General features: G+C 53.8%; 21 protein-coding genes and 3 tRNA genes. 9 read left to right on the forward strand and 15 right to left on the reverse strand.

The genetic code is table 11. The annotated features are described in order from the left end of the window. Positions 1-8 precede the first annotated feature (8 nt). The 4 genes from QOT07_RS11160 to QOT07_RS11175 form a co-directional block, all read right to left on the reverse strand. Positions 9-85 (reverse strand) — tRNA-Val (locus tag QOT07_RS11160). Between the two features lie 21 nt (positions 86-106). Beyond that, positions 107-183: transfer RNA gene (locus QOT07_RS11165), tRNA-Val, on the reverse strand. A gap of 21 nt (positions 184-204) precedes the next feature. Beyond that, positions 205-281 (reverse strand) — tRNA-Val (locus tag QOT07_RS11170). Between the two features lie 193 nt (positions 282-474). Further along, the gene (locus QOT07_RS11175) at positions 475-1,851 is read right to left on the reverse strand and encodes an MATE family efflux transporter (protein WP_207977097.1); all 1,377 of its coding nucleotides are present in this window, start codon (positions 1,849-1,851) and stop codon (positions 475-477) included. 242 nt (positions 1,852-2,093) lie between these two features. Between QOT07_RS11175 and QOT07_RS11180 the strand changes: the two genes are divergently transcribed. Beyond that, the gene (locus QOT07_RS11180) at positions 2,094-2,744 is read left to right on the forward strand and encodes a riboflavin synthase subunit alpha (protein ID WP_099065640.1); all 651 of its coding nucleotides are present in this window, start codon (positions 2,094-2,096) and stop codon (positions 2,742-2,744) included. 29 nt (positions 2,745-2,773) lie between these two features. Then, on the forward strand, positions 2,774-3,070 hold the full coding sequence (locus QOT07_RS11185) for an I78 family peptidase inhibitor (RefSeq protein WP_283603122.1): 297 nt from the start codon (positions 2,774-2,776) through the stop codon (positions 3,068-3,070). 77 nt (positions 3,071-3,147) lie between these two features. On the opposite strand, the gene cfa is transcribed toward QOT07_RS11185, so the two are convergent. Together cfa and punC are read right to left on the reverse strand one after the other, a co-directional pair. Continuing rightward, the gene (cfa, locus tag QOT07_RS11190) at positions 3,148-4,299 is read right to left on the reverse strand and encodes a cyclopropane fatty acyl phospholipid synthase (protein ID WP_207977095.1); all 1,152 of its coding nucleotides are present in this window, start codon (positions 4,297-4,299) and stop codon (positions 3,148-3,150) included. Positions 4,300-4,639: 340 nt separating this feature from the next. After that, a complete protein-coding gene (punC, locus tag QOT07_RS11195) occupies positions 4,640-5,848 on the reverse strand; it encodes a purine nucleoside transporter PunC (RefSeq protein ID WP_283603123.1) in 1,209 nt (402 codons plus the stop codon). Positions 5,849-5,971: 123 nt separating this feature from the next. Here punC and punR point away from each other — a divergent pair, with 123 nt between their 5' ends. Continuing rightward, complete coding sequence (gene punR / locus QOT07_RS11200) at positions 5,972-6,916, forward strand: DNA-binding transcriptional activator PunR (RefSeq protein WP_099065643.1); 945 nt, start codon at positions 5,972-5,974, stop codon at positions 6,914-6,916. On the opposite strand, the gene purR is transcribed toward punR, so the two are convergent. After that, positions 6,913-7,938 (reverse strand): HTH-type transcriptional repressor PurR, encoded by a 1,026-nt coding sequence (gene purR / locus QOT07_RS11205; RefSeq protein ID WP_099065644.1) that lies wholly within the window; start codon positions 7,936-7,938, stop codon positions 6,913-6,915. The genes punR and purR overlap by 4 nt on opposite strands. A 323-nt stretch (positions 7,939-8,261) precedes the next feature. Here purR and cydH point away from each other — a divergent pair, with 323 nt between their 5' ends. Next, positions 8,262-8,351 carry a cytochrome bd-I oxidase subunit CydH gene (cydH, locus tag QOT07_RS11210; RefSeq protein WP_004943739.1) on the forward strand — a complete coding sequence of 30 codons (90 nt, stop codon included), beginning with the start codon at positions 8,262-8,264 and terminating at the stop codon, positions 8,349-8,351. A gap of 56 nt (positions 8,352-8,407) precedes the next feature. Here the strand turns inward: cydH and sodB are convergent, their stop codons facing one another. Next, the gene (sodB, locus tag QOT07_RS11215; RefSeq protein ID WP_085116580.1) at positions 8,408-8,986 is read right to left on the reverse strand and encodes a superoxide dismutase [Fe]; all 579 of its coding nucleotides are present in this window, start codon (positions 8,984-8,986) and stop codon (positions 8,408-8,410) included. Positions 8,987-9,178: 192 nt separating this feature from the next. Next, entirely contained in the window at positions 9,179-10,000 is an 822-nt protein-coding gene (locus QOT07_RS11220) for a C40 family peptidase (RefSeq protein WP_219016055.1), read from the reverse strand. Positions 10,001-10,415: 415 nt separating this feature from the next. Here QOT07_RS11220 and QOT07_RS11225 point away from each other — a divergent pair, with 415 nt between their 5' ends. Further along, positions 10,416-10,763, forward strand: coding sequence for a Grx4 family monothiol glutaredoxin (locus tag QOT07_RS11225; protein ID WP_099065646.1), 348 nt, complete (start codon positions 10,416-10,418; stop codon positions 10,761-10,763). A 72-nt stretch (positions 10,764-10,835) separates the two neighbouring features. Here QOT07_RS11225 and rnt read toward each other — a convergent pair whose 3' ends face one another. Both rnt and gloA read right to left on the reverse strand, forming a co-directional pair. Then, a complete protein-coding gene (gene rnt / locus QOT07_RS11230; RefSeq protein WP_085116582.1) occupies positions 10,836-11,516 on the reverse strand; it encodes a ribonuclease T in 681 nt (226 codons plus the stop codon). A gap of 78 nt (positions 11,517-11,594) precedes the next feature. After that, positions 11,595-12,002 carry a lactoylglutathione lyase gene (gene gloA / locus QOT07_RS11235; RefSeq protein ID WP_099065734.1) on the reverse strand — a complete coding sequence of 136 codons (408 nt, stop codon included), beginning with the start codon at positions 12,000-12,002 and terminating at the stop codon, positions 11,595-11,597. A 338-nt stretch (positions 12,003-12,340) separates the two neighbouring features. Between gloA and idi the strand changes: the two genes are divergently transcribed. Continuing rightward, entirely contained in the window at positions 12,341-12,880 is a 540-nt protein-coding gene (gene idi, locus QOT07_RS11240; protein WP_112347521.1) for an isopentenyl-diphosphate Delta-isomerase, read from the forward strand. 67 nt (positions 12,881-12,947) lie between these two features. Here the strand turns inward: idi and nemA are convergent, their stop codons facing one another. The 4 genes from nemA to QOT07_RS11260 form a co-directional block, all read right to left on the reverse strand. Next, positions 12,948-14,045, reverse strand: a complete 1,098-nt coding sequence (nemA, locus tag QOT07_RS11245) for an alkene reductase (protein ID WP_283603126.1) — start codon at positions 14,043-14,045, stop codon at positions 12,948-12,950. 86 nt (positions 14,046-14,131) lie between these two features. After that, on the reverse strand, positions 14,132-14,752 hold the full coding sequence (locus QOT07_RS11250; protein WP_112347520.1) for a TetR/AcrR family transcriptional regulator: 621 nt from the start codon (positions 14,750-14,752) through the stop codon (positions 14,132-14,134). Positions 14,753-14,855: 103 nt separating this feature from the next. Next, positions 14,856-16,493, reverse strand: a complete 1,638-nt coding sequence (gene eptA, locus QOT07_RS11255; RefSeq protein ID WP_099065738.1) for a phosphoethanolamine transferase EptA — start codon at positions 16,491-16,493, stop codon at positions 14,856-14,858. Positions 16,494-16,640: 147 nt separating this feature from the next. Continuing rightward, on the reverse strand, positions 16,641-17,282 hold the full coding sequence (locus QOT07_RS11260) for an NAD(P)-dependent oxidoreductase (protein ID WP_112347518.1): 642 nt from the start codon (positions 17,280-17,282) through the stop codon (positions 16,641-16,643). A 141-nt stretch (positions 17,283-17,423) separates the two neighbouring features. Here QOT07_RS11260 and QOT07_RS11265 point away from each other — a divergent pair, with 141 nt between their 5' ends. The 3 genes from QOT07_RS11265 to QOT07_RS11275 all read left to right on the forward strand — a co-directional run bounded on the left by QOT07_RS11265 (position 17,424) and on the right by QOT07_RS11275 (position 19,610). Then, on the forward strand, positions 17,424-18,353 hold the full coding sequence (locus tag QOT07_RS11265) for a LysR substrate-binding domain-containing protein (protein WP_198642483.1): 930 nt from the start codon (positions 17,424-17,426) through the stop codon (positions 18,351-18,353). Positions 18,354-18,374: 21 nt separating this feature from the next. Continuing rightward, positions 18,375-18,614 (forward strand): DUF1289 domain-containing protein, encoded by a 240-nt coding sequence (locus QOT07_RS11270; protein ID WP_099065741.1) that lies wholly within the window; start codon positions 18,375-18,377, stop codon positions 18,612-18,614. Between the two features lie 99 nt (positions 18,615-18,713). Next, a complete protein-coding gene (locus QOT07_RS11275) occupies positions 18,714-19,610 on the forward strand; it encodes an aldo/keto reductase (RefSeq protein WP_099065742.1) in 897 nt (298 codons plus the stop codon). Positions 19,611-19,648: the final 38 nt, after the last annotated feature.

A 19,648-nucleotide genomic window follows, 5' to 3' on the forward strand; every position in this document is an offset into this window, starting at 1 on the left:
CAATGATTTGGTGCGTCCGAGTGGACTCGAACCACCGACCCCCACCATGTCAAGGTGGTGCTCTAACCAACTGAGCTACGGACGCACTGCACTGCTTTTAGAAATTTGGTGCGTCCGAGTGGACTCGAACCACCGACCCCCACCATGTCAAGGTGGTGCTCTAACCAACTGAGCTACGGACGCACTGTACTGCTGTTAGGAATTTGGTGCGTCCGAGTGGACTCGAACCACCGACCCCCACCATGTCAAGGTGGTGCTCTAACCAACTGAGCTACGGACGCATCTTTTCCTGTCTGTCATGGCTGACAGCGGGGACGAATATTAACGAGCTACCCGCGTGCTGGCAAGGAGAAAAACGTAATTTTATCCGGTATTTCACGCGATTGCTGCGCTTGTGTGCAGTGCGGTGGTTTTTTCTGCAAACAAGGGTGATGAAGTTGTCGACCGGGTTAACTTCCCGGTCGACAACAACAGTTAGCGGGCAGAACGCTGCAGGATCAGCGCCGCCGGCTGTTTTTGCAGCCAACGCATGCGCATGGCCATCATGATGGCGGCGAAAGTCAGGCCAATGATAAAGCCAATCCAGAATCCGCTTGGCCCCATCGCCGGTACCACGACGTCGGTCAGCGCCAGCAGATAACCGCTCGGCAGACCCAGGATCCAATAAGCGACAAAGGTGATGAAGAAGATCGAGCGGGTATCTTTATAGCCACGCAGAATACCGCTGCCGATCACCTGAATAGAATCGGATATCTGGTAAATGGCCGCCAACAACATCAGGTGCGATGCCATGGCAACCACCGCCGGGCTGTCGTTATACAGCAGGGCGATTTGTTCCCGGAAGGTGGCGGTAAACAGCGCAGTGCAACAGGCCATGGCGATGCCGACGGCAATAGCTGCGTAGGCGGCAATTCGCGCCCCTTCGACCGAGCCTTCGCCCAACCGATAGCCGACGCGGATAGTCGCGCTGACGCCCAGTGACAATGGCAAGACGAACATCAGTGCGCTGAAGTTAAGTGCAATCTGGTGCCCGGCCACGGAAACAATGCCCAGCGGCGAAACCAGCAGGGCGACGACGGCGAACAGCGTGACTTCAAAGAACAGCGCCAGCGCCACCGGCAGGCCAATGCCGAACAGACGTTTCATTGCTGGCCAGTCGGGGCCTTTGCTGCTGCCTTCATGCGGCAGAATATCGCGCTGTGACGGGGCGCGTTTAACATACCAGCGCATCGCCAGGAACATAAACCAGTAGACGCTGCCGGTTGCCACGCCGCAACCGACGCCGCCCAACTCTGGCATGCCGAACTTGCCGTAGATAAAGATATAGTTAATCGGGATATTCACCAGCAGGCCGAGAAAACCAATCACCATGCCCGGTTTGGTTTTCGATAGCCCTTCACACTGACCACGCAGCACCTGGAAGAACAGATAGCCCGGAGCACCCCACATGATGGCATGCAAATACCCCACGGCTTTATCCGCCAGCTGCGGGTCGATATTGTGCATCATGTCGATGACGAACTTGCTGTTATACAGCACGACAATCACCAGCAGTGAGACGATGGCCGCCAGCCAAAAGCCCTGACGAACCTGATGAGCAATGCGATCGCGTCGGCCTGCACCATTAAGCTGTGCGATCACCGGCGTTAGCGCCAGCAGCAGGCCGTGGCCGAATAGAATAGCCGGCAGCCAGATCGAGGTACCGACGGCAACCGCCGCCATATCCGTGGCGCTGTAGGCGCCGGCCATAATGGTATCTACCACGCCCATTGCGGTTTGTGATATTTGCGCGATGATTACCGGGATAGCGAGGGCCAATAAACTACGCGCTTCAATTAAGTACTTCTGCACGCATACACCTTTTCTATTTATTTATGATGGAGGGATGGGTCGTCGCGAAAGGACAACAATTAAAAATAGCGGAATTTTGTCAAAAAGATTGTACCCGCTCGGCGTGGTTAAGCAAATGCTGTGATGAAATAGTTATTAAATGCGCAGGCGCAGATTTTTTGTCGCCCGAGGTTTGGTTTTCCTCGCCAACTGGGGCAAACTGCCTCAAGCGCTTTAAACATTTTCAGAAAGAAGAGGCTCACATGTTCACGGGTATCGTACAGGGCACCGCGCCGCTGGTTGCCATTGATGAAAAATCCAACTTCCGCACTCACGTCATCGACATGCCCACTGAACTGCTGCCTGGGCTCGAGCTTGGCGCATCGGTCTCTCATAATGGCTGCTGCCTGACCGTCACAGCGGTTGAGGGCAACCGCGTCAGCTTTGATTTGATCAAAGAAACGCTGCGCCTGACCAACCTCGGCGAGCTGGCGTTGGGGGACGTGGTCAATATCGAAAGAGCGGCCAAGTTTAATGATGAAATTGGCGGCCACCTGATGTCCGGCCATATTATCTGCACCGCAGAGGTTGCCAAGATTTATACCTCTGAGAATAATCGTCAGGTGTGGCTGCGCATGCCGGACGCGGAACTGATGAAATACGTTCTGCACAAAGGCTTCATTGGCATCGATGGTATTAGTCTGACCATCGGTGAGGTGGTGAATAACCGGTTTTGCGTGCATTTGATCCCGGAAACGTTGGAGCGCACCACACTGGGCAAAAAACGCCTGGGTGATAAGGTGAATATTGAGATCGATCCACAAACGCAGGCGGTGGTAGACACCGTTGAGCGGGTGTTGGCGAGCCGTGAAGCGGCAATGGCGGCGGCGAGTGCGCTGGCGCAGAAGATCTGAAGAACGACAAACTACAGAGGAGCAATCGCGTGAAGTTTTATGGGAAAACGTTGATGTTAACGGCGCTGTTGGCGCTGAGTGCTTGTAGCAGCTCGCCGGAACAGGGTACTGCCAACCCGGCGGTAGATGCAGAGAATGACACCTGCGGTGCGGCGCAATATCAGAGCTATGTCGGTAAACCGATGTCAGCGCTGGAAGGCGTGCAGATTGAATCGCAAGTGCGCGCGATTCCGTATAACTCTGCGGTCACGATGGACTTCAATCTGAGTCGTCTGAATTTCCTCGGCGATAGCGATGATAAGATCATTCGCGTGTATTGCGGCTAATATACCCGCGCTGATCAATGCATAAAAAGAACCCCGGTTAGTGCAAGCTAGCCGGGGTTCTTTATGCTGAGTGATTATTAACGCGTGACGCGAATACCGCCATCAACGCCTTTCGGGCTGAATACCACCTGCCAAAGCTGAATATCACGTGCGCGAAACGCTCCGGCGCAGGCGTTCAGATAATAGCTGAACATGCGTTCGAAACGATCCGAATAACGTTGGGCGAGTTGTGGCCAAGCCTGTTTGAAGCGTTCGTACCAGGCCATCAGGGTGCGATCATAATCGGCGCCAATATTATGCCAATCTTCCATCACAAAACGCCCCTCACTGGCCTGGGCAATATGTGAGATCGACGGCAGACAGCCATTCGGGAAGATATATTTATTGATCCACGGGTCAACATTCATATCTGTCCGATTCGAGCCAATGGTGTGCAGCAGGAACAGGCCGTCCGGTTTTAAATTACGCTCCACCACTTTGAAGTAGGTGGGGTAGTTTTTCGGACCAACGTGCTCGAACATGCCGACAGAAACAATACGGTCAAACTGCAGGTCTAAATCGCGGTAGTCTTGCAAGCGGATTTCGACGTCCAGCCCGGCGCAGTTTTCCTGTGCCAGTTTTTGCTGTTCGGCAGAAATAGTTACGCCCACTACCGAAACACCGTAATTTTTCGCCGCATAGGCAGAAAGCCCGCCCCAGCCACAGCCAATATCCAGCAAGTTCATGCCCGGCTGCAGCTGCAGTTTGTCGCAAATCATCCGCAGCTTGGCTTCTTGCGCTTCTTCCAGCGTGGTGGCTTCTTTCCAGTAAGCGCAAGAATATTGCATATAAGGGTCGAGCATCTGCGTAAACAGATCGTTTCCCAGATCGTAATGTTCTTTACCGACTATCCAGGCGCGTTTCTTCGATTGCAAATTGGTGAGTCGCGCGGCGGCAATACGCAGGGTATCTTTTAGATGGCGGGGGAGTTTCTTTTCCAGACCGGCACGGACTACGTGTTGAAAGAATATATCCAGCCGTTCACATTCCCACCAGCCGTCCATATAGCTTTCGCCCAAGCCAAGGGAGCCTTCCTGCAGCACGCGTTTAAAAAAATCGGGATTTTTAACCTGAATATCGAATGGGCGCGAGCCGTTAACTTCAATACCGGCCATGCTGAGCATTTCATGGGCGATGCGATACCATTGGTTATCCTGAATGCTCAGATCTTCTATACACGATGAACTCATAGCTTCTCCATCACCTTCTTCTGACTTATGACCCGCCAAAAAATAGCTTAGACAAATTCTGCGGGTGCATACGTTTACCTACGGTAAAAAGTCCCGTGGCGTCTGATATCCGACTATGAACAGAGGAAAATTTTAAGAAGGTTCCTGCGCAAGAAACGCGGGAAAGACAATCCTTAAAAAAGTGTGACGCCATACGCGTACACAACAGCAATTTGTGATAAAGAAATTATAAAAGTGTTATTTTAAAAGGTCGTTTTGAGTATAGGCTTGCCGAGGCGCTTACTCAACTGTAAATCGCACTCGGCAAAAATATTCTTTAAGTGATTATTAATGCATACAATTATGACGCAGAGTTAGCATGTTCCTGCCTTGCAGCCTGCTGATCATCGATCACTTTTCCCCGTTGCAGCATATAGCCCAATGCGGCCAACACCACCGTAGAAACCATCACCGTTACCGTTGCCAACAGCGGTTGGCCGATAAAAGCCGACACCAGCATACTGGCGACAAAACACAGGCCCAACTGCAGGGTGTTTTGCAAGGCTGCGGCTTTGCCGGTGCCTTCCGGGAACGGGGTTAACGCATTTGCCACTACGATTGGGTAGGTGGCACCGTTGACCAGCGCCATCACGCAGAACGGGATCAGCAGCGTGGTGAGCGTTGGCTCGGTCAGCGTGGCAACCAGATATAACGCCACCATACTGATGCCATAAGCTACCAGTAGCCACGGTAGCAAGGTGTTGCCATTCATGCGATTTAACGCGGTGCGACAGCCGTAACCCCCTAATAAGAATGCCAGGGTCTGCGGCACATAGCTCAGGCCGATATCATTTGGGCTGTAGCCCATATCACCAAGAATAAAGGGTGAACCGGTCAGCCAGGCGAAGAAGCCGGCGGAGCAGGCGGCAAAGATGGTGACGTTGCCGCTGAAGGCCGGGGACTTAAGCAGTTGCAAGAAGGTCAGGGTGTTTTTCTTCTCGGCAGAAGGCTCGGCCTTGGCGCTTTCTTTCAACAGCAGCGTTGGCAGCAACAAAATCACCGTGATGCCCAGCAGCACGGCGAAAATGGCACGCCAGCCCATGTGGTTCAACAACCAGGCACCGACCAGGGGGGCCAGTGCAGGCGAAAGTGCGACCAGTGGCATAATGGTGGCGAAGACTCGGTTAGCCTTGCCTTCACGGTAACGGTCAATCACCAGGGCTTGCCAGGTGACGGCGGCAGAACACACGCCAATCGCCTGGATAAAACGCAGTGACCACAGTTGAACGGCATTCTGTACCCACAGCATACCGAGGCAACCCAGGGCAAACAGCGCCAGGCCAATCAGCAACACCGGTTTACGGCCGAGGTGATCGGACAGTGGGCCCCAGAGCAGTTGAGCAAAGGCAAAGCCGGCCAGGAAGATACTGAGGCTGGCACTGATCGCCCCGGCGGAAATCTGCAGGTCTTGCTGCATCACGCCAAAGGCGGGCAAGTACATGTCGGTGGCCAGATAACCCAGCATACTCAGGCCGGCAAGGTAGAACATAAAACCAAAGGAATTTCGCATGGTATTTCTCGTTAATATTTTAATGTCGCAGGTTTTTAGCGCCGGCAAGTGTATCCGGCTGGATCTCTGCTTGTGAAACGGTAATATTTGCGAGGTGCTGTTAAAAAAATTGAAGGCAAGGTTATGTGGTCTGAATATTCACTCGATGTAGTAGACGCGGTCGCCCGCACCGGCAGCTTCAGCGCAGCGGCGCAGGAATTGCACCGTGTACCCTCGGCGATAAGTTATACCGTGCGACAACTGGAGCAATGGCTGGCGGTACCGCTGTTTGAGCGCCGTCATCGCGACGTGGAGCTGACCCCGGCCGGCGTGTTGTTTGTTCAGGATGCGCGCATTGTCATCAAAAAAATGCTCGACACCCGTCGACAGTGTCAGCAGGTGGCTAACGGCTGGCGTGGCCAGTTGAAAATTGCCGTGGACATCATTGTTAAACCTCAGCGCTGTCGCCAACTGGTGCTGGATTTTTACCGCCATTTCCCCGACGTTGAACTGATGGTGCAACCGGAGGTGTTTAACGGTGTGTGGGATGCGCTGGTGGATGGGCGTGCCGATATGGCGATTGGGGCGACGCGGGCAGTGCCGGTCGGCGGCGGGTATGCTTTTCGCGATATGGGGGATATGCGCTGGTTGTGCGTGGTCAGCCCGCAGCATCCGCTGGCGGCGCTGGAAGGGCTGCTGAACGACGATCAGCTTCGGCCTTTCCCATCGCTGTGTCTGGAAGATACCTCACGCAACCTGCCCAAACGAGTCACCTGGACGCTGGACAACCAACGGCGGTTGGTGGCGCCGGACTGGGCCTCGGCGTTGGATTGCCTGTGTGCAGGCCTGTGCGTCGGCATGATGCCTGCGCATCAGGCATTGCCGTTGGTGCAGCGCGGGGAACTGGTGGCGTTGCAGTTGCAACAGCCGTTTCCGGCCAGCCCTTGTTGCCTGACCTGGCAGCAGAATACGCCATCACCGGCGATGGCCTGGCTGTTGGACTACCTGGGGGACAGTGAAACCTTGAATCAGGAATGGTTAAGCGAAGTGACGCCGGAAACCGCAGAGGCTTCCGGCGCTAACGACTAGCGGCGGTAATCGATGAAAGGGCCGTCAGCGACCGAGCGGCGCTCAACCAGCTTGGGATGCACTTCAATCACCTGCGACTCTTCGCGCTTGCTGATGATACGGTCCAGCAACATGGTGAATGCCATCTCACCCAAACGCTCTTTCGGTTGATGAATGGTGGTCAGCGCCGGGGTGAAATAGCGGGCGTTACGTACGTTATCGTAGCCAATCACCGAGATGTCCTGCGGTACGCGCAGCCCAAGTTCATCGGCGGCGCAGATCGCACCCATCGCCATGATATCGCCACCGCAGAATACCGCGGTCGGGCGATGCTTCTGCGACAATATCTGGTGCATGGCCTTGTAGCCGGATTCTGGCTCAAAGTCACCCTGGACAATCCATTCGTCGCGAACTTCGATATTGGCTTCTTCCATGGCCTTTAAAAAGCCCTGATGGCGGCCGCCACCGGTATTACGCGCCAACTGACCCGGAATGGCGCCGATATCACGGTGGCCGCGCTCGATCAGATAACGCCCGGCCAAATAGCCACCTTCGAAGGCATTATCGATAATGGTATCGGTAAAATCACCGCGCGCGGTACCCCAGTCCATCACCATCATTGGGATGTTGCGATAGTCTTCCAGCATGCCGAGCAATTGGTCCGGGTATTCCGAACACATGACCAGCAGACCATCGACGCGTTTTTGTGCCAACATCGCCAGATAGGCACGCTGTTTGTCCAGATTGTTGTGCGAGTTACACAGGATCAGCGTATAGCCTTTGCTGTAGCAACTGTTTTCCACCGCCTCGATCACTTCGGCAAAGTAGGGGGCTTCGCTGGAGGTCGCCAGCAAACCAATCGATTTGGTGTGATTGACCTTCAGGCTACGCGCCACGGCGCTGGGTGAATAGTGCAGCTCTTTAATCGCGGCAGCCACGGCCGTTTTTGTCTCTTCGGCGACGAAACGAGTCTTATTGATGACGTGCGAAACGGTGGTGGTGGAAACGCCAGCGCGTTTGGCCACATCTTTAATCGTTGCCATGTAAAGAATGACTCCTGAACTCACATGTTGCAGCATGTAAGTGTGATGTTAATCGTTTGCCTGCGTAGATCCTTCTCCAAAGAAGCGAAAACTGAGTTTTTAGTGTGTTGAAGTCGTCAGCGCTTGGTCAGGAGGGGCATTTTGCCGGTACACAGTTGTGAACTGCGAATTTTGTCCCATATTGAACAAAAGGGGAAGAGGTAATCGATATAATAAACCGGGAAATGATAACAAGATTTTATTGGCTAACTGTGTGAAAATGGTTTGACGCATTAATTGTGTGCCTTTTACCCTTGGGAAACCCAATCTGAAAAGGAGTTGTAATGGATACCGATCTGAAAATGTCACTGTTCACCACCGTCTGTGCGCTGGCCGTGATTATTGCTTTCAGCTTCACCGCTGCTTTGAACTGATCCCCTTAAGTAAAACAGGCGCAGCCCGCTGCGCCTGATTGCTCTTTCCCTCAGCTTTACGCCAGGTTTTTCTCCACAAATGCCCAGTTAACCAGCGCCCAGAAGTTTTCCAGGTAGGCCGGCCGCGCATTGCGGTAATCGATGTAGTAGGCGTGTTCCCAAACGTCGACGGTCAGCAGCGGTTTATCTTCACCGGTCAACGGTGTAGCCGCGTTCGAGGTGTTAACAATAGCCAGTGAACCATCCGGCTTTTTCACCAGCCAGGTCCAGCCTGCGCCAAAGTTTTTCACTGCGGCATCGCTAAATTGTTCCCTGAAGGCAGCGAAAGAACCAAAAGCCTGATTGATCGCCGTTGCCAGTTTGCCCTGAGGCTCACCGCCGCCTTGTGGCGACAAACAATGCCAATAGAAGCTGTGGTTCCACACCTGTGCAGCATTGTTGAAGATGCCGCCGTCTGAGGCCTTAATGATCGCTTCCAGCGATAGTCCTTCAAACTTGCTGCCTTTCAACAGATTGTTCAGGTTAACCACGTAGGCGTTGTGGTGCTTGCCATAGTGGTATTCCAGGGTTTCTGCGGAAATGTGCGGCTCGAGGGCATTTTTTTCATAGGGTAATGCGGGCAGTTCAAACGACATTGCTTTCTCCTTTTACAGTGCCAACCTGAATCAGAACAACCAACAACAGATTGACCTGCTTTTATTGTGGGTATTTAGCTTAGCAATTTTCGCGCTGAAATACAGGGGGAATGGCAAAGGATTAGTTGCAGCATCGAGAGTTTGGGGAAACGCTCAGGGGAGAGCGGCTGGCAGGGCCAGCCGCAAAGGCAATTATCGAATGGTTTTCGGTGTCACTACCCGACGTGCGCCAATGTAGTGGTTTTGCCAGTAATCGTTGTCGAGCTGGCTGATGCGGATTTCTTCACCGGTACGCGGTGACTGAATGAATTTACCGTTGCCCAGATAAACCCCAACATGGTCTGCCACGCCGCGGTTGTTAATCCGGAAGAACACCAGGTCGCCGCTTTCCAATTCATTTTTCTTGATCGGCGCGGCGTCGCGCAGGTGGTACATCTCGTTGGCGGTACGTGGCATTTTGATTTTCACCACGTCTTTATAGGCGTAATAAATCAGGCCGCTGCAGTCAAAACCGGTTCTCGGTGAGGTGCCGCCCCAACGATAGGGCTTACCCATCTGATCCATCAGCTTGGCCATCGCGGTTTGCTTGGCATGCTGGTAGCGTTTCTTGTGCGCCGGGGTAAGTTTCAGCGGCTTCTCGTCACGAACCAATTTGGCGGTGGCCATACCGGCTTCGCGGTGGCGGCCATAGCCTTTTTTGTAACCCTTTTTCGGCGGGGTCACTTTAATCTTGGCGACTTTATGAGTTTTGTTTTTCGATTTGGCGCTAACAATCTTTTTAGCGGTTTTTTCTGTTTTGGTTTTGGAAACCTTGGCAGTTTTCTGTGGGGTGGTGACTTTTACTTTTTTGCTGCTGGCTTTAACCGCTTTCTTTTTCTTGCGGTCATCCGGTCGGGCTTCGTTTACGTGGCTCTTACGCTGCTCGGCGGCAACACGAGACTGCGGCGCAGCATGCGCCAGATTAAAGAATAGCTGTGTAAACAACAGCACAAAAAGCGTAAGAATTAAACGCATGTCGACGTTACCAACCTTGGCCCCGGAACAGATATCGAAAGAATGACAGTATTCCCGAATTTCGCCATATAAAACAGCGAAGAACTCATAAATGATAATCCATATTGTGAGAAAACGTTAATAGCATTTTTTCTGCTGAAAAATCAAACTGTTGGTGTATAAAAAATCAACAATGACCGTCACTGGATTTATTAAACGTCGTGTTTTGATGAAAAAATATATTAGTGAAATAGCCAGATTAAAAATGTTATTCTGCGCATATGTTTTGACCGGAAAGGCCTTGCCGGCGAGACGCGACTGACAACCAAGGAATGCCCCTGCAAAAGATGGCGTTTTCTTGCGACTGTTCCAGCCGCTACAATAGCCAGTGTGATGCATGTTGTAGCCATGAGATTTGGCTTGAGGAAGCAATATAATGACGACGACGATTGAAAAAATTCAGCACCAGATCACTGAGAACCCAATTCTGCTGTATATGAAAGGTTCACCGAAATTGCCAAACTGCGGTTTCTCAGCGCAAGCTGTGCAGGCGCTGTCTGCCTGTGGCGAACGTTTTGCTTACGTTGATATTCTGCAGAACCCGGACATCCGCTCCGAGTTGCCGAAATACGCTAACTGGCCGACGTTCCCACAGCTGTGGATAGACGGTGAGCTGGTTGGCGGCTGTGATATCATCATGGAAATGTATCAGCGCGGCGAATTGCAGCAGCTGATCAAAGAAACGGCAGAGAAATACAAACAGCAGGAAGACCAGCAGCCTTAATCGGCTCGGTTCTATTGTTGGAAGTCATCGGGCGGTGCCAGCTAATACTGGGCCGCCCGATTTTTTTGTATCTTAGTCGGTATTACTGGCCGCCAATGGCCAGCCACCAAGGCGTTTCCAGCGGTTAACCAGTTCGCAGAACAACTGAGCGGTTTGCTCGGTATCATACAGCGCCGAATGCGCCTGGGCGCTATCGAACGGGATATCGGCGGCAATGCAGGCTTTGGCCAGCACCGTCTGCCCCAGCACCAGCCCACTCAACGCCGCGGTATCAAAGGTGGCGAAGGGGTGGAAAGGGTTGCGTTTCAGGCTGGCGCGCTCTGCGGCAGCCATCAGGAAGCTGTGATCGAAATTGGCGTTATGCGCCACAATGATCCCCCGGTTACAGCCACGATCCTTAATCCCCTTGCGCACCGCTTTAAAAATAGCGTGCAGGGCATCGTGTTCACTGACCGCACCGCGTAGCGGATTACTCGGGTCGATACCGTTAAAGGCCAACGCTTCCGGCTGTAGGTTGGCGCCTTCAAAAGGCTCCACATGAAAATGCAGGGTTTCGTCCTGTTGTAACCAGCCGTCTTCATCCATTTTTAACGTAACGGCGGCAATTTCCAGCAGTGCGTCAGTCTTGGCATTAAATCCGGCGGTTTCTATATCTATTACTACAGGGTAAAACCCACGAAAACGGCCACTCAGGGCGTTAAGATCACTTTTTTCGGCCATCAGTTTCTTATCTTCATCGAATACAGCGCGCATTATGGCAAATTTTGCGCCCGGTTGCAGGCGGTTATCACGCGGAAAAAACAGGGGCGCAGAAAGCGCCCCTGATTGACCTTAGTGGCCGAGGCCATGGCCGGCGTGTTTGTTCTCGATCAGTTCGATTTTATAACCGTCCGGATCTTCAACAAAGGCGATAACCGTGGTGCCGCCCTTGACCGGACCGGCTTCGCGGGAGACCTTGCCACCGGCGTTACGGATGCTGTCACAGGTGGCGGCAACATCGTCAACCCCCAGCGCCAGGTGGCCGAACGCGGTGCCCATTTCGTAACTGTCGGTGCCCCAGTTATAGGTCAGTTCAATCACTGCACCTTCGCTTTCATCGGTATAGCCTACAAACGCCAGCGAGTACTTGTATTCCGGGTTCTCGCTGGTGCGCAGCAAGCGCATGCCTAATACCTTGGTATAGAAGTCGATGGAGCGCTGCAGGTCACCGACGCGGATCATGGTATGGAGTAAGCGCATAATTCCTCTGATTGGATGTGCCGTTGCCAATGGCGGATGGATTGAAGCGAAATCCAGTATAGCGTTGCCGCATAAGGGATTTCAATGTATGCCAAGGCAGGGCGCACAATACTATAGTGACGTTGTCACTCAATGGTCGGGTAAGACAGCAGCAACCGCACACTTTGTCGCCGTGCACAGTTTGGAAATAGGTACTATAACCCCTGCAAGGAACAGCGCGTCACGATAACGATATAGAGCCCGGATTGGACTGGGTTAATGTATAAATTTGGATCGGATTAATATGACGGTTTATTTTTTCAGTGCGGGGACATCGCGTTTGCCGAAGGAGTCGCTTAATGGATGAAATGCTCATTCTGGTGGATGCCGATGATAACTCCATTGGTTCGCAAACCAAAACGCTGGTACATCAGCAGGGGTTGTTGCACCGGGCGTTTTCAATTTTTATCTTTGATAGCCAGGGCCGCCTGCTGTTGCAACAGCGTGCTTTCAGTAAGTATCACTCGGCCGGACTATGGACCAACAGTTGCTGTGGCCACCCGCGCTGGGGAGAGGTAACGCTTGCCGCGGCTCAGCGCCGATTGCAGGAAGAGATGGGGTTTAGCAGTGAGTTGCAGCAGGTTTCCAGCTTCACCTATCACGCTGCGGTGCCCGGCGATTTAATTGAGCACGAGTTCGATCATATCTACGTCGGTTTATTTGACGGCGAACCGCAGGCGGCGCCTGAAGAAGCACACAGCTGGTTGTGGATGGATATTCAGCAATTAACGGATGATATAACGCGCAACCCGGAAAAGTTTACCGTTTGGTTTCGCACGATAATGAATAATCTTGATGCCAATGAAATACAGCGTTGGGCGAGGTTGGCTGTGAAGTAACTGACCGATAACCCAGACGGCAAAAAGCCCGCAGGTATAGGTACACCGGCGGGCTTTTGTATTTTACTTACAGCGTTGGGTAGTCGGTATAGCCTTCAGCACCGCCGCCGTAGAAAGTTTCCGGCTTAGGTTCGTTCAGTTCAGCATTTTGTTTGAAGCGTTCAACCAGATCCGGGTTGGCGATATAGCTGCGGCCAAAGGCCACGGCATCGATAAAGCCTTTATTGATCAACTCTTCCGCTTTTTCGGCGGTGTAAGCGCCAGCCCCGACAATCACCCCTTTAAAGTGGGCGCGTACCGAATCACGGAAGGCGTCGGAATAAGGCTTGCCACCGGCCCAGTCAGGTTCGGAAATATGCAGGAAAGCGATGTTGCGCTTGTTCAGTTCTTCCACCAGATACAGCGCGGCATCTTCCTGATCTTCACCGTTGTCCAGGCCGTTGAACGGGCCCAGTGGGGAAATACGGATGCCAATGTGTTCTGAGCCCCATTCCGCGATGGTGGCGTCAACCACTTCCAGCGTCAGGCGCGTGCGGTTTTCGATGCTGCCGCCATATTGGTCGGTGCGCTGGTTAGACGCCGGAGCCATAAACTGGTGCAGCAGATAGCCGTGTGCGGCGTGCAGTTCGACAAAATCGAAACCGGCCTCACGTGCGTTGGCGGTTGCCTGACGGAAATCATTAATGATGCCTGGGATCTCTTCGGTTTCCAGTGCACGTGGGGTAGAGGTAGGTACTCGTACCCAGGCACCGGTTTCGTCACGTACGGTGGTGCGGGTGTCGGCGTTGATCGCAGATGGGGCGACCGGTGCCTGTTGGCCCGGTTGCAGGCTGTTGTGGGAGATACGCCCCACGTGCCACAGTTGAACGGCGATATGGCCGTTTTTATCATGTACAGCCTGAGTGATCTTTTTCCACGCGGCGATCTGTTCTGGGGTATGCAGCCCCGGTGCGCCGGCATAACCTTTCGCCTGGAAAGAAATCTGAGTGGCTTCGGTGACGATCAGACCCGCGCTGGCGCGTTGGGCATAATACGCACCCATCAACGGAGTAGGGATATCGCCCGGTTCAATGCTGCGCAGGCGCGTCAGAGGGGCCATAAACACGCGATTTGGCAGCGTTACAGCGCCAACCTTCAACGGGGAGAACAACTTTTCAATCTTCATAGTGAATCCTATATTAATAGACCGGTCGACTAGTAACGAATGTAGAACTGCCCAACAGGGTAATTCTTGATAAACCAAAGTGTTTTTTAGCGCTGCGCCGGGCGCAACAACAGTTCAATACTTTCCAGCGCGCTGGTCAGTGGGGCGACCGAGTGGCGGATTTTGGCTCGCAGTGAAGCGCCAAGCCACAGTGAATACAGCGTTTCTGCGGTAGCCGCCGGGCTCATGGCTATCGACAATGACCCTTCGCGGATACCGCGTTCAATCGTATCCTGCAGGTGACCAATCACCCGGGCACTGCCGGTTTCCAGTGCATGACGCATGGGTTCCGACAGGTCGCTCACCTCGGCCGATAGCTTGACCGCCAGGCAGGCGTTATGGCATTCGCTGCGGCAGTGGTAGCTGATCGCCTGAGCGTAATAACTCAACAACTGGTGGCGTGCATCACTTTTATCGTCGGTAAACAGCTGTTGCATTGCCGCATCATAGTGCTCGAAATAACGCTGTAGCATCGCTTCGCCAAACACTTCTTTTGAACGGAAGTAGTGGTAGAACGAGCCTTTCGGCACGCCCGCCGTGCTCAGCAATTCGCTCAACCCCATGCCGGTAAAACCAAGGCGCAGGCTGAGGGTCTCGCCGGTAGCGAGCAAATGTTCACGAGTATCTGTAGGGCAATGCGCATGTTTAGTCATAATGGGTGTCAGCATAATAGACCGATTGGTCTAGGTCAATAGCAATAAAAAAACCGGCAGTGAAATGCCGGTTATAATGATGCTTATTTTGCCCTAACAGAGGCGGGAAGTTAAGCCCTCAGGCTGCACCCCGGCAGCGTTGCAGAATATCCAACTGGGGTTGATATTCACGGGTCTGCACGTTCAGCATGCCAAGCAGGGTGTGGAACAGGTTGTCTTGCGAGACATCCTCCTTTTCCGCCATGTTACTCAGGCACTGGCGATCCACCTTGAAGTTGCGCTCATAGTCCGCAGACATCCACATCAGGAAAGGAACGTGGGTCTGCTGGCTTGGGGCAAACACGTAAGGCGTGCCGTGCAGATACATGCCATTTTCACCCAGCGATTCACCGTGGTCGGAAAGATACACCAGCGCGGTGTTGAACTTGTCGCTGTGCTGTTGCAACAGCTTGATGGTGTCGTCCAGCATGGCATCGGTATACAACAGTGAATTGTCATAGGTATTCACCAACTGCTCGTGAGTGCAATCCTGGATCTGATTACTGTTGCAGGTCGGCGAGAATTTCTGAAATTCCGGCGTGCTGCGGCGGTAATAGGCCGGCCCGTGGCTGCCCATCTGGTGCAGTACTATCACGCCGTCGTCTTTCAGGCCGTTGATATAGTCGTTCAGTTTATACAGCAGCACGTTATCCATGCAGACGTCGCCGTCGCAATCCTGCGGTAGTTTCAACTTGGTCATGTCCACGTGCGGCACGCGATCGCAGGCACCTTTGCATCCGCCATCGTTTTCACGCCACAACACATTGACACCGGCATGCGCCATTACGTCGAGCATGCCTTCCTGATGAGTCGCCTGGGTGGCATCGTAATCTTTGCGCGGCATGTTGGAGAACATGCAAGGCACAGAAATGGCGGTTTCGGTGCCGCAGGAGCTGGCATTTTTAAAGTACACCACGTCGTCCTGCTTCAGCCGTGGGTTGGTTTCACGCCCATAGCCACCCAAAGAGAAGTTCTCGGCGCGCGCCGTTTCCCCCACCACCAGGATCACCAGGGTTTTCTTTTGTTGCGCAGTAATCAGTGGCCCTTTGTGTGCATCTTCACCGATTTTCACCAGCGGCAGATTACGGGTGAAGTAACGCTGCTGGGTAAATTTGATGGTGCCGGAAACGAAGTTCGACGGCGTCAGCATTTTCACCACGCTTTTGTTATTGCGGATCAGCGAGGCGTAATCCTTATAAAACAGCGCGGCGATAATCAGGATCACCACCACCGAGAGCATTACGTTGGCGGCGCGCAGCCCGACCATGTACCACCATGGACGAGTTTTGCGGATGTCGACAAAGCAAACCAATACTGCAGGCAGAATACCGAGCAGGGTCAGCCACAGCCCCATGCGCGGCGTTAACAGCGCCGTCGCTTCCTGGGGATTGGTCTCGAAGGCGTTCTGCATCATGTTGCCATCAATCACCACGCCGTAACTGAACATGAAGTAGTTGGCGGCCGCGCTGCCGAGCAGGAAGAAAATCATCAGCGGTTTGCGCAGGAACGGCACGGTCAGCACGCTGAAAATAATATTCAGCGCACAGAAAATCACCACCGGCATGGTGGCGGCGAAAATCACGCTATGGACGTTATCGAAGGTGATATACGACCAGGCTTTATGAAGGAATAACGCGTTCTGGAACAGAGTGAAGAATAAGGCACTGGCGAGGATAAAACCCAGGCTGTTGCACTGTAAGCGTTGACGTAACGACATTGCCAAATCTGAATCCTGATATTGTGTAATGCGCTGAAATTTACAGGATGAAACTTAAGAAAACCTTAGAGATTCAGAATCGTTGCGGGGGCGTTTAATTTTGGTTTAGGTTAGAGGCGCCAGACCGGGTGGTCTGGCGCGGGGGGCTTAGTAGGCGGCGGTAAATTGCGCTTTAATAAACTGCGGCTTTTCGATCTCATCGAGGATAGCAACCGACAGGTCTTCTACCGAGATGCTGGCCGGAGCCTGGCCGTTCATCAACAATTGGGTGGTGCCGAGACGGAACTGACCGGTGCGTTTGCCGGGTTCCAGCAGTGCAGCTGGGGACAAATAGGTCCAGTCGAGTTGAGATTCATTGCGCAGCTTGTTGCGTAAATCACGCACGGCCTGCGCGCCTGGGCGAATATTTTCCGGGAACTGCGGGGTATCTACCAGTTCCACGCCCGGCGCCACTTCCAGGCTGCCGGCACCGCCAACCACCAGCAGGCGTTTGACGCCGGATTTTTTCACCGCGTCCAGGATTTGCTGCGAGCCACGGGTGGTTTTTTCATACAAATTCTCTTCTGCCCAACCCGGGTTAAAGGTGCTGATCACCGCGTCCTGACCGGTCAGCTGTTTCGCCAGCCATTCGGTATCGGCGACGTCACCCAGTGCGACGGTCAGGTTGGCATTGTCCGGCAAGTCTTTTGGCTGACGAGCAATCGCCGTGACCTGTAAGCCACGGGCCAGTGCTTCATCCACCACGCGGCGGCCAACAAAACCGGTTGCTCCAATAATGGCTACTTTCATCTGTTTGCTCCTGTCAGGAATAGGTTCAGTGTTTTGTCTCAGGCCTGGTTGACCTGAGCGGCTATATACACTGTAGTACTTAACAATAGAGCTGATTAGTGCCATATTCATGCTTTCTTGATTAAGTAAAACTTCATAATCGTGGATAAACTGAATCGAATGGCGGTATTCGCTACCGTGGTGGCAGAAGGTTCCTTTGCCGGAGCGGCCCGGCGGCTGGGCATGACGCCGTCGGCGGTCAGCCAGCATATGCGGTCGCTGGAAAAATCGCTCGGCGTGCCGTTGTTGCACCGTTCGACACGGCGGTTGGCGCTGACCGAAGCAGGATCGGCGTTCTATCCTGGCTGTGAGGCGATGCTGTTTCAGGCGCAGCAGGCCGAACAGCGGCTGGCGGAGCTGCGTGACACTCTGGTGGGGGAATTGCGTATCGCCACAACCATTGGTATTGGTGGCCGCCCGCTGGCGGAGGCGATGGCACCGCTGCTGCAGGCCCATCCCAAGTTGACGCTGCGGGTACTGGCGGACGACCGGATTATCGATATGATCGAACATCGGATCGACATTGCGCTGCGGGTCAACCGCCAACTGGCCGACGCCAATATGATCGCCCATCCGCTGGCCGAATGGCCAATGGTGCTGTGTGCCGCACCACGCTATCTCAGCCAACATGGGGTGCCGGAGACGCCGCAGGACCTGGTGCAGCACCGGTGGATCTCGGGGGCTTTCAGCGGCGCACATCTGGATTTACATCATCAGGGCGGGCAACAGTTAAAGTTGCGCCTGGCGGAAGGGCAAATCGTCAGCGACAGTATGAACGTGATGCGCGCCTTTACCCGCAGCGGACTGGGGATCTCGATTCAACCTCTGTATGAAATTGAAGATGAACTGCAGCGCGGCGAACTGATCCAACTGATGCCTGAATGGCGACCGGCACCTCTGCGGCTGCATGCGATGACGCTCGAACGGGCAATGCCAGAGAAAAATCGTCAGGCGTTGCGTTATTTACGCGACTATTTTCACCGTCATGCCGAAAAGTCACTTGCCAGCGGCGCCGATGGCGTCTTCAATTAGGAAAAGAACGCAGGAGGACGTGTGGCGCAGCAGCTCGAGTTTTTTGACATCCCCAGCCCGTGTCGCGGCATTTGTCAGGCCGACGATCGCGGTTTTTGCCGTGGCTGCCTGCGCAGCCGCGAGGAACGCTTTGGCTGGATGCAAATGAGCGATGCGCAAAAACGAGACGTGATACGTTTGTGTCACCAGCGTTTCCTGCGCCTGCAACGAGCCAATAAACAGCCCGACGAACCCTTGCCGGAACAACCCTCGCTGTTCTAAGTCATTTCTGATCTGCCGCACGTAAGCGCGGCTTTTCGCTTCCCACCGCGTTATCCGCTTGTGTATGCTGGCATTAAACAATGTCTTGAGGTTTCAACAATGGTAAACCGTATACAACTCGCGCCGCAGGGGCCTGAATTTTCCCGCATGATTTGCGGATACTGGCGTTTGATGGAGTGGGGGATGTCGCCGCAGCAGCTGCTGGCGTTCATTGAGCAGCATATTGAGCTGGGTGTGACCACCGCCGACCATGCGGACATTTACGGCGGCTATGCCTGCGAACAAGCCTTTGGTGAAGCGATGCGCCTGAAGCCTTCGCTGCGCCAGTCGATGGAGCTGGTGTCCAAATGCGGCATCGCCACCACCGCCAAACCGGGTAATCCGATCGGCCATTACATTACCGATCGCGAACATATCGTTTACAGCGCGGAACGTTCGCTGGCGCATCTGCATACCGATTATCTTGACCTGCTGTTGATCCACCGTCCGGATCCGTTAATGGATGCCGATGAGGTGGCCGAGGCTTTTGTGGCGCTGCATAAAAGCGGCAAGGTACGACACTTCGGCGTCTCCAACTTCACCACCACGCAGTTCACCCTGTTGCAGTCACGCCTGCCGTTCTCACTGGTGACCAATCAGCTTGAGATCTCGCCAATTCATCAGCCGGCCATTCTGGACGGCACCCTGGATCAGTGCCAGCAATTGCGTATCAAGCCGATGGCCTGGTCCTGTCTGGGGGGCGGTCGCCTGTTCAACGATGCCGAGTTCCAGCCGCTGCGCGATGAGCTGCAGGCGGTGGCGCAAGAAATCGGTGCCGAGACGATTGAACAGGTGGTGTATGCCTGGGTGATGCGTTTGCCGTCGGCACCGTTGCCGATCATTGGCTCCGGTAAGATTGAACGCGTGCGTTCGGCGCTGAAGGCGCAGCAATTGACGCTGAACCGCCAACAGTGGTTCCGTATCCGTAAAGCCGCGCTGGGTTACGACGTGCCTTAATCGCCTTAAGAAGCCGGGCAGCCTGGGCTGCCCGGTTT

The organism is Serratia proteamaculans (assembly GCF_949794035.1).
Lineage (GTDB): Bacteria > Pseudomonadota > Gammaproteobacteria > Enterobacterales > Enterobacteriaceae > Serratia > Serratia proteamaculans.

Excerpts from the sequence above, each read along its gene's own strand:
- QOT07_RS11180 (WP_099065640.1), top strand. The coding sequence starts at position 2,094 with ATGTTCACGGGTATCGTACAGGGCACCGCGCCGCTGGTTGCCATTGAT.
- gloA (WP_099065734.1), bottom strand. The coding sequence starts at position 12,002 with ATGCGCTTACTCCATACCATGATCCGCGTCGGTGACCTGCAGCGCTCC.
- QOT07_RS11260 (WP_112347518.1), bottom strand. The coding sequence starts at position 17,282 with ATGAAAGTAGCCATTATTGGAGCAACCGGTTTTGTTGGCCGCCGCGTG.
- cfa (WP_207977095.1), bottom strand. The coding sequence starts at position 4,299 with ATGAGTTCATCGTGTATAGAAGATCTGAGCATTCAGGATAACCAATGG.
- rnt (WP_085116582.1), bottom strand. The coding sequence starts at position 11,516 with ATGCGCGCTGTATTCGATGAAGATAAGAAACTGATGGCCGAAAAAAGT.
- QOT07_RS11225 (WP_099065646.1), top strand. The coding sequence starts at position 10,416 with ATGACGACGACGATTGAAAAAATTCAGCACCAGATCACTGAGAACCCA.
- eptA (WP_099065738.1), bottom strand. The coding sequence starts at position 16,493 with ATGTCGTTACGTCAACGCTTACAGTGCAACAGCCTGGGTTTTATCCTC.
- QOT07_RS11220 (WP_219016055.1), bottom strand. The coding sequence starts at position 10,000 with ATGCGTTTAATTCTTACGCTTTTTGTGCTGTTGTTTACACAGCTATTC.
- QOT07_RS11250 (WP_112347520.1), bottom strand. The coding sequence starts at position 14,752 with ATGCTGACACCCATTATGACTAAACATGCGCATTGCCCTACAGATACT.
- nemA (WP_283603126.1), bottom strand. The coding sequence starts at position 14,045 with ATGAAGATTGAAAAGTTGTTCTCCCCGTTGAAGGTTGGCGCTGTAACG.
- punC (WP_283603123.1), bottom strand. The coding sequence starts at position 5,848 with ATGCGAAATTCCTTTGGTTTTATGTTCTACCTTGCCGGCCTGAGTATG.
- QOT07_RS11275 (WP_099065742.1), top strand. The coding sequence starts at position 18,714 with ATGGTAAACCGTATACAACTCGCGCCGCAGGGGCCTGAATTTTCCCGC.
- cydH (WP_004943739.1), top strand. The coding sequence starts at position 8,262 with ATGGATACCGATCTGAAAATGTCACTGTTCACCACCGTCTGTGCGCTG.
- sodB (WP_085116580.1), bottom strand. The coding sequence starts at position 8,986 with ATGTCGTTTGAACTGCCCGCATTACCCTATGAAAAAAATGCCCTCGAG.
- idi (WP_112347521.1), top strand. The coding sequence starts at position 12,341 with ATGGATGAAATGCTCATTCTGGTGGATGCCGATGATAACTCCATTGGT.
- purR (WP_099065644.1), bottom strand. The coding sequence starts at position 7,938 with ATGGCAACGATTAAAGATGTGGCCAAACGCGCTGGCGTTTCCACCACC.
- punR (WP_099065643.1), top strand. The coding sequence starts at position 5,972 with ATGTGGTCTGAATATTCACTCGATGTAGTAGACGCGGTCGCCCGCACC.